Source organism: Flavobacterium azizsancarii (assembly GCF_027980145.1).
In the GTDB taxonomy this organism is placed as follows: Bacteria; Bacteroidota; Bacteroidia; order Flavobacteriales; family Flavobacteriaceae; genus Flavobacterium; species Flavobacterium azizsancarii.
On record NZ_JAMZNK010000029.1, the window covers coordinates 61,831 to 69,946 of the forward strand.

Below are 8,116 nucleotides of genomic sequence, written 5' to 3' on the forward strand. Positions count from 1 at the left end.
TTTCGTGCACAGTAGAATTAAACAAAAAGAGCTGAATTTGTATGATAAGCGTTTTTATGAACGAAATAATTGTAATTATATCGATTTCGTAAATGTCACAATTTTTTTTAAAAAGTTAAAAGCGCAAGGCTGGAGGAAGATGATGTGATTTTAAATCTAATTTATGCTTTTAAGTTATTTAAAATAATTATTTTTGCTCTTCAGAAAATTCAACATACAATATAAATATGAGAACAATACAATTTAGAGAGGCCATTTGCGAAGCGATGAGCGAAGAAATGCGTCACGATGAATCCATATATTTAATGGGCGAAGAAGTTGCAGAATACAACGGGGCATACAAAGCTTCAAAAGGAATGCTTGCTGAGTTTGGCGAAAAAAGAGTAATTGATACTCCAATTGCTGAGCTTGGTTTTACAGGAATTGCAGTAGGATCAGCTATGAACGGTTGTCGTCCTATTGTCGAGTACATGACTTTCAACTTCTGTTTAGTAGGTATTGATCAAATTATAAATAATGCTGCTAAAATGCGTCAAATGACAGGGGGACAATTTAATGTGCCTATCGTTTTTCGTGGACCAACTGCTTCTGCAGGTCAATTAGGAGCTACACACTCACAAGCTTTAGAAAACTGGTTTGCTAATACTCCGGGTCTTAAAGTAGTTGTGCCATCAACTCCTTATGATGCAAAAGGACTTTTGAAAGCTGCCATTCGTGATAATGATCCTGTAATTTTTATGGAGTCTGAGCAAATGTACGGTGACAAAGGCGAAGTGCCGGACGGAGAATATACAATTCCTCTAGGAGTTGCTGATATCAAACGTGAAGGAACGGATGTAACAATTGTATCTTTTGGTAAAATTATCAAAGAAGCTTTTATTGCTGCTGATGAATTAGCTAAAGAAGGTATTTCTTGTGAAATTATCGATTTAAGAACAGTTCGTCCTATGGATAAAGATGCTATCTTGAAATCTGTTAAAAAAACAAACCGTTTAGTAATTTTAGAAGAAGCATGGCCTTTTGCAAGTATTTCATCTGAAATCACTTATATTGTTCAGGAACAAGCTTTTGATTTTCTTGATGCGCCAATTCAACGTATTACAACAGCAGATACTCCTGCACCTTATTCTCCAGTATTATTAAAAGACTGGTTGCCAAATGCAGGTGATGTAGTAAAAGCAGTTAAAAAAGTGTTATACAAATAATACACATTCAAAATACTCACAAAACTTCATCATTCATAGTTAATTGATGAAGTTTTTTTTTTGCTCAGACAATGAAAAAAATAATTTTACTCAGCCTGTTTTTTGTATTCGCATTTGCGGCTATTGCTACTGCACAAACGAAAGTGAGTGGAATTGTTTTGGATAAAACGAATCAGCCTGTTCCGTTTGCAAATGTTGTTTTTAAAGGATCAAATACAGGAATCGTTTCAAATGAAGACGGTCGTTTCTATCTTGAATCTCCAGTTACTTACACAGCATTATTAATAAGTTCTGCAGGATTTTCAGACAAGGAAGTTCCTTTGGAGAAAGCTGTGAATTATGATTTCAAAATTATTTTAAGTGAAGCCGAAGCACTTAATGAAGTCGTAATTTATACCGGAAAAACTTCTAAAAAGAATAATCCGGCATTAGATATATTGAGAAAAATATGGGAACGAAAGCGTAAAAACGGTTTGTACCAGTTCAATCAGTATCAAATGCAAAAGTACGAGAAAGTAGAGTTCGATATGAACACAATCGACAGTGCTTTTATGAAAAACAAACTCTTTAAAGGAATGGAGTTTGTGTTTAAGCATGTTGACACGTCTGATGTTACAGGTAAAACTTATCTGCCAATTTTTATCAACGAATCAGTTTATGATGTTTATGGAGATAATAAATTAAAGAAAGTAAAAGAAAACATAACAGGGAATAAAATGTCTGGTTTCAACGGAAATCAACAGATTTTATCCTTCGTAAAAGATCTTTATTCAGATTATAATATTTACGATAATCACCTTAAGTTTTTCGATAAAAGTTTTACAAGTCCGCTTTCGAGAACCGGAATAGACGTGTATAATTATGTATTAAAAGACAGCGCTTATATTGACAAAAAATGGTGTTACAATATTGTTTTTTATCCAAGACGTAAAAATGAATTAACCTTTAAAGGAGATTTTTGGGTAAATGACACCACTTTTGCAATCAAAAAAATTAATATGGGCGTTACTAAAAGTGCCAATATTAACTGGGTAAAAGATATTTATATCGAACAGGAATTTGAAGTAGAGAATGATTCGACTTTTTTGCTGACAAGGGATTATATGATGTCTGATTTTGCGTTGAATAAAAAAGAAAAATCAAAAGGAGTTTACGGAAAAAGAACCACTTTATATCGAAATCATAAATTTAATATTCCAAAGCCGGATAAATTTTATAAAGAAGAAGTCAATTATATAGACAACGCTGTTTATGACCGACCGCCTGAGTTTTGGGAAGAAAATCGTTTTGAAAAATTAAATAAAGACGAAGCGGGTATTTATAAAATGCTCGATACATTGCAGACTGTCAAAAGATTCAAACAGCTTTATAGCCTGGTTTCTATCTTAGGAAGTGGTTATGTAGAATTTAAGAATTTTGATTTCGGGCCTATATTTTCGACATTTGGTTATAACGAAGTCGAAGGTGTAAGAATCCGTGCAGGAGGAAGAACCTATTTTGGACCAAATGATCCCTGGCGTATTCAAGCGTATACAGCTTACGGTTTTAATGATAATAAATTTAAATACGGTGTTTCCGGAAAATGGATGCTCGATAAAAAAAATCGGGTTATTATCTCTGGAGGAAACAGGAGGGACATTGAACAAATTGGTGCCAGTTTAACAACAACAAATGATATTTTAGGGCGAAGTTTTGCATCTTCGGCATTGTTTACAACGAGCAGCAACGGAAAATTAACCAACATTAATCTGAGTAACGTTTCTGTTGAAATAGAACCTATAAAGAACTTTGTTGTTCAGGCAGGGGTTTCGTATCGAACATTAGAATCAGCTTCACCAACATTTAGTTTAGATTATTATACCACTATGCCAACTGCAGCAAATCCTGCAGGTGTTATTGCAAGTGCTGTAAAACAATCAGAAGCCAATATTCAGTTCGAATATATGCCAAATCGAAAAACAATTGGTTTTGGAGTAGAAAGAGATCTTGTTGACAGTCCGTTCAGTCATTTCTTTGTGAATTTTAGTTATGGATTGAAAGGAGTATTAGATAGTGATTTTGCTTATGAAAAAGTGCAATTATTCTACAAACAGCCTATTATAATAGGGCCATTAGGAAGATCGAATATTATACTTGAAACCGGAAAAACTTTTGGTACAATTCCGTTAGGGTTAATGAGCGTAATTCCTGGTAACCAGACTTATTTTACAATCGAAAATACGTTTAGTAATTTGAATTTCTATGAATTCGTAACCGATCAGTATACAACTCTACAATGGAATCATGATTTTGGCGGAAGGTTATTTGCCAGAATTCCGTTTATGAGAAAACTGAACTGGAGAGAATTTGTTGGTGTAAAAGGTGTTTACGGAACTATCTCAAATGCAAACAGAGCGATCAATGCATCTGGACAACCTTATAATGCGCCTGAGAACGTATATTGGGAATACAACGCCGGAATAGGAAACATTTTTAAAGTATTCCGTATCGATTTCTCCTGGAGAGGAAGTTATTTAGATGATCCGGGAGCTAATAAATTTGCAGTAAAAGGATCTTTCGGATTCTATTTCTAAGTTTTTTTGTCAGGTTGAGCGAAGTCGAAACCTATTTGATAATCTCTCAAAAACGCCAAGTCGCTAAGTTTTATTTCTTGCAGCTTGGCGTTTTTGCGTGAGAAAAAAACTTTGCGTTTCCGAGTCATTGCAAGATTTTTAATTAATTTTAGAAGCTAATCCCGCTATTCGTTCCAATCTTTTGTGTCTCCCGAAGCCTCGGACCGGCACAAAAGGATTTCCACTGCTATCGGGGCTAAAAAAACATATTATGCAAGAAGCCATTGATTTTCTATCAGCTAAAAATCTAATTTTTCTGGAAATCATCGAGAAATATGGATTACCACCAATCCCGAAACGTCCGCAAGGTTTCGAAACTTTAGTTTTATTGATTCTCGAGCAACAAGTTTCTATAGACTCAGCGAAAGCCACATTCTTAAAAATAAAGGCTTATACCACTTGTAATCCGGAAACGATGTTTGTCTTGCCAGACGAAGAATTTCGTGCTCTTGGAGTAAGCAGGCAGAAAACAAAATATATTAAAATCCTTGCCGATGCTGTTTTAAATAAAGAATTAGATATCGAAAGTTTAGCCAATAAATCAGCAAAAGAGGTTAGGGAAGAGCTCATCAAATTAAAAGGAATTGGAAACTGGACAATTGATATTTACTTAATGTTTTGTCTTCAGGAACCGGATTTGATTCCGTTAGGAGATATTGCGGTTGTAAATACGATCAAGGAATTACTCAATATTCACGACAAACAAGAAATGGAAATCCATGCCCAACAATGGAGTCCGTACCGATCTTATGCAACATATTTGCTGTGGCATTATTACTTAAACAAGCGAAACAGGAAAATTACCTATTAACTGTCTGTTATTTAAAAGAAATGTAAGTAGATTAATGCCGTTTTGTATTGTAAAAAAGGATTCTTTAGTTACTTTTGCAATCGAAATTATAGAAATAATAAAAAACGAAAATGACCGCAGACAAACTAACAACTTTCGATGTATTAATCGAAATACCAAGAGGAAGCAGAAATAAATACGAGTACGATTTTGAAATCAAAAGAATGCGTTTCGACAGAATGTTATTCTCTTCAATGATGTATCCGGCTGATTACGGATTTATTCCGGAAACTTTAGCACTTGACGGAGATCCTCTTGATGTATTGGTTTTGGTAAACGAGCCAACTTTTCCTGGATGTGTTATGGAAGTAAAACCAATTGGTGTATTTCATATGGCAGATGATAAAGGACCGGACGAGAAAATTATTTGTGTACCTGTTTCTGATCCAATCTGGAATTCTTTGACTGATCTTTCAGATATGAATCCACACTTAGTAAAAGAGATCGAACATTTCTTTCAGGTTTATAAAGATCTTGAAAATAAAAAAGTAGATGTTGGAGGTTGGGGAGACGTAAAAGAAGCATTTGCAATTATTGCTGAGTGCACGAAGCGTTTTGATGATATCGAAAACAAACCGGAAGGATTATTTAGTATTAAATAATTTTAACCCTATTCTATTATAAAAAAAGCAATATTACGGTCAGTAGTATTGCTTTTTTGTTTAAATTCGTTTTAGTTAGTTTATTGAATATTAACCAATAACCATTAAAATATTATGAACGAATTTATGATTTACTTGCCAATTGTTATGGCAATTATAGGTTTACTTTTCATGGCAATAAAAAGAACTTGGGTTTTAAAGCAAGATGCCGGGGATGGTAAGATGAAAGAGATTTCAGATTACATTTATGAAGGCGCATTAGCATTTTTAAAAGCCGAATATCGATTGCTGACCTTTTTTGTAATTGGTGCAAGTTTAGTTTTAGCCGGAATATCTTTTATTGTTCCTACTACACATATATTAATAGTGGTGGCGTTTATTTTTGGAGCATTTTTCTCGGCTTTGGCCGGAAATATGGGAATGAAAATAGCGACTAAAACAAATGTCAGAACAACTCAGGCTGCTCGTACGAGTTTGCCACAAGCCCTGAAGGTTTCTTTTGGCGGTGGAACTGTAATGGGATTAGGAGTTGCTGGTTTGGCTGTTTTAGGATTGACAGGATTCTTTATTATTTTCTTTCAAATATTCATGCATGGGGTTTGGACTTCATCCGAAGATATGACTAAGGTTTTAGAAACTTTAGCAGGATTTTCATTGGGTGCAGAGTCAATTGCTTTGTTTGCCAGAGTTGGTGGCGGAATCTACACAAAAGCAGCCGATGTTGGAGCCGATTTAGTTGGGAAAGTTGAAGCCGGAATTCCGGAAGATGATCCTCGTAATCCGGCAACAATTGCAGATAACGTTGGAGATAATGTTGGAGATGTTGCAGGAATGGGAGCTGATTTATTTGGTTCTTATGTGGCAACAGTTTTGGCAGCGATGGTTTTAGGAAACTACGTAATCAAAGATATGGGTGGAAACATTCAGGATGTTTTTGGCGGAATTGGTCCAATTTTATTGCCAATGGCGATTGCCGGTTTCGGAATCTTATTTTCGATTATTGGAACTACTCTGGTAAAAATTACCGATGATAACGCCAAAGAAGCACAAGTACAAAAAGCATTAAATATAGGAAACTGGGTTTCTATTGTTTTAACTGCAATTGCGTGTTTCTTTTTAGTACGATATATGTTGCCGGAAACTATGCAAATGAGCTTTTTTGGAGAAGGTTTTAAGGATATTTCATCAATGCGTGTTTTCTATGCGACTTTAGTTGGTTTAGTAGTTGGTGGAGCTATCTCATCAGTAACAGAATATTATACAGGATTAGGTACAAAACCCGTTATGGCAATTGTGCAAAAATCATCTACAGGAGCAGGGACAAACGTTATTGCAGGATTGGCAACAGGAATGATTTCTACTTTTCCAACCGTATTATTGTTTGCAGCTGCAATCTGGATTTCATATGCATTAGCAGGATTTTACGGAGTGGCGCTGGCAGCTTCAGCAATGATGGCAACTACAGCGATGCAATTGGCAATTGATGCTTTTGGACCAATCTCAGACAACGCAGGTGGAATTGCAGAAATGAGTGAATTACCAAAAGAAGTTCGTACCAGAACAGATATTTTAGATTCAGTAGGAAATACAACTGCAGCAACCGGAAAAGGTTTCGCAATTGCTTCAGCAGCATTAACATCATTGGCTTTATTTGCTGCTTATGTAACGTTTACAGGAATTGACGGAATTAATATTTTTAAAGCACCTGTTTTAGCGATGTTATTTGTGGGCGGAATGATTCCGGTAGTTTTCTCGGCTTTGGCTATGAATTCAGTAGGAAAAGCAGCTATGGATATGGTTTACGAAGTTCGTCGCCAGTTTAGAGAGATTCCGGGAATTATGGAAGGAACAGGGAAACCTGAATACGCAAAATGTGTAGATATTTCGACCAAAGCAGCTTTACGCGAAATGATGTTGCCGGGAATTTTAACGATTGGTTTCCCAATTGCAATTGTGCTTTTAGGTAAATTAGTTTACGCAGATAACAATCAGTTAATTGCCGAAATGCTAGGCGGATATATGGCCGGAGTAACTGTTTCAGGAGTACTTTGGGCAGTTTTTCAAAACAATGCCGGAGGTGCCTGGGATAATGCTAAAAAATCTTTTGAAGCAGGAGTTCTTATCAACGGAGAAATGACGTACAAAGGTTCTGATGCACATAAAGCGGCTGTAACAGGAGATACAGTAGGAGATCCGTTTAAAGATACTTCTGGGCCATCAATGAATATTTTAATCAAATTAACTTGTTTGATTGGTTTGGTAATTGCACCTATTTTAGGCGAAGGACATTCAGCTCCAGGTTTGACAGAAAAAGGTTCATGTTGTGCCAAAACAGAAATGCATGCAGCTGGTGTTTCTAAATGCGGAGACATGGCAGGTATGACTAAAGAAAAGTGCGTTAAAATGTGCAAGGACAAAGGTTGTACACCAGAAGAAACAGCAAAATGTTTAGCGCATTATGATGCAAAGGAAAAATATCTGTACCAAAAAACAGATTGTTTTGATACAACTAAATACAGTAAAAACAGGCTTGAGGTTAATTTAGCTACCGTAAACGGTATTACAGTAGGAACGGTAACCAAAACTGTAAACGGTACAACAACAATCGAAGTTTATGAAGGTACAGAAGCTGAAGTAAAAGCGAAAATTGAAGCAGCGAAATAAAAAATATCCTATCCTGACAGGTTTTAAAAACCTGTTAGGTATTTAGTTAAGTTAATTCAAATAAACAGAATAAAAAGAGGCTGTCCGAAAAGTAATTTCGGGCAGTTTTTTTTTGTTTTACACATTGATTTTTCTTATATTTAAGTACTAAAATCAATGATTATGCAGCCAGTTTTTAAGCCT

5 protein-coding genes are annotated in these 8,116 nt (G+C 35.4%); all 5 read left to right on the top strand.

The features are described from left to right. The first annotated feature begins 227 nt into the window (after positions 1 to 227). The 5 genes from NJT12_RS16325 (at position 228) to NJT12_RS16345 (ending at position 7,933) form a co-directional block, all read left to right on the top strand. Positions 228 to 1,205: a pyruvate dehydrogenase complex E1 component subunit beta gene (locus NJT12_RS16325; protein WP_173970884.1), complete on the top strand. Its 978-nt coding sequence runs from the start codon at positions 228 to 230 to the stop codon at positions 1,203 to 1,205. A gap of 71 nt (positions 1,206 to 1,276) precedes the next feature. Next, a complete protein-coding gene (locus NJT12_RS16330) occupies positions 1,277 to 3,778 on the top strand; it encodes a DUF5686 and carboxypeptidase-like regulatory domain-containing protein (protein WP_271336998.1) in 2,502 nt (833 codons plus the stop codon). A gap of 250 nt (positions 3,779 to 4,028) precedes the next feature. Further along, the gene (locus tag NJT12_RS16335; RefSeq protein WP_271336999.1) at positions 4,029 to 4,628 is read left to right on the top strand and encodes a DNA-3-methyladenine glycosylase family protein; all 600 of its coding nucleotides are present in this window, start codon (positions 4,029 to 4,031) and stop codon (positions 4,626 to 4,628) included. A gap of 110 nt (positions 4,629 to 4,738) precedes the next feature. Beyond that, positions 4,739 to 5,269 (top strand): inorganic diphosphatase, encoded by a 531-nt coding sequence (locus NJT12_RS16340; RefSeq protein ID WP_271337000.1) that lies wholly within the window; start codon positions 4,739 to 4,741, stop codon positions 5,267 to 5,269. 114 nt (positions 5,270 to 5,383) lie between these two features. After that, entirely contained in the window at positions 5,384 to 7,933 is a 2,550-nt protein-coding gene (locus tag NJT12_RS16345; protein WP_271337001.1) for a sodium-translocating pyrophosphatase, read from the top strand. Positions 7,934 to 8,116: the final 183 nt, after the last annotated feature.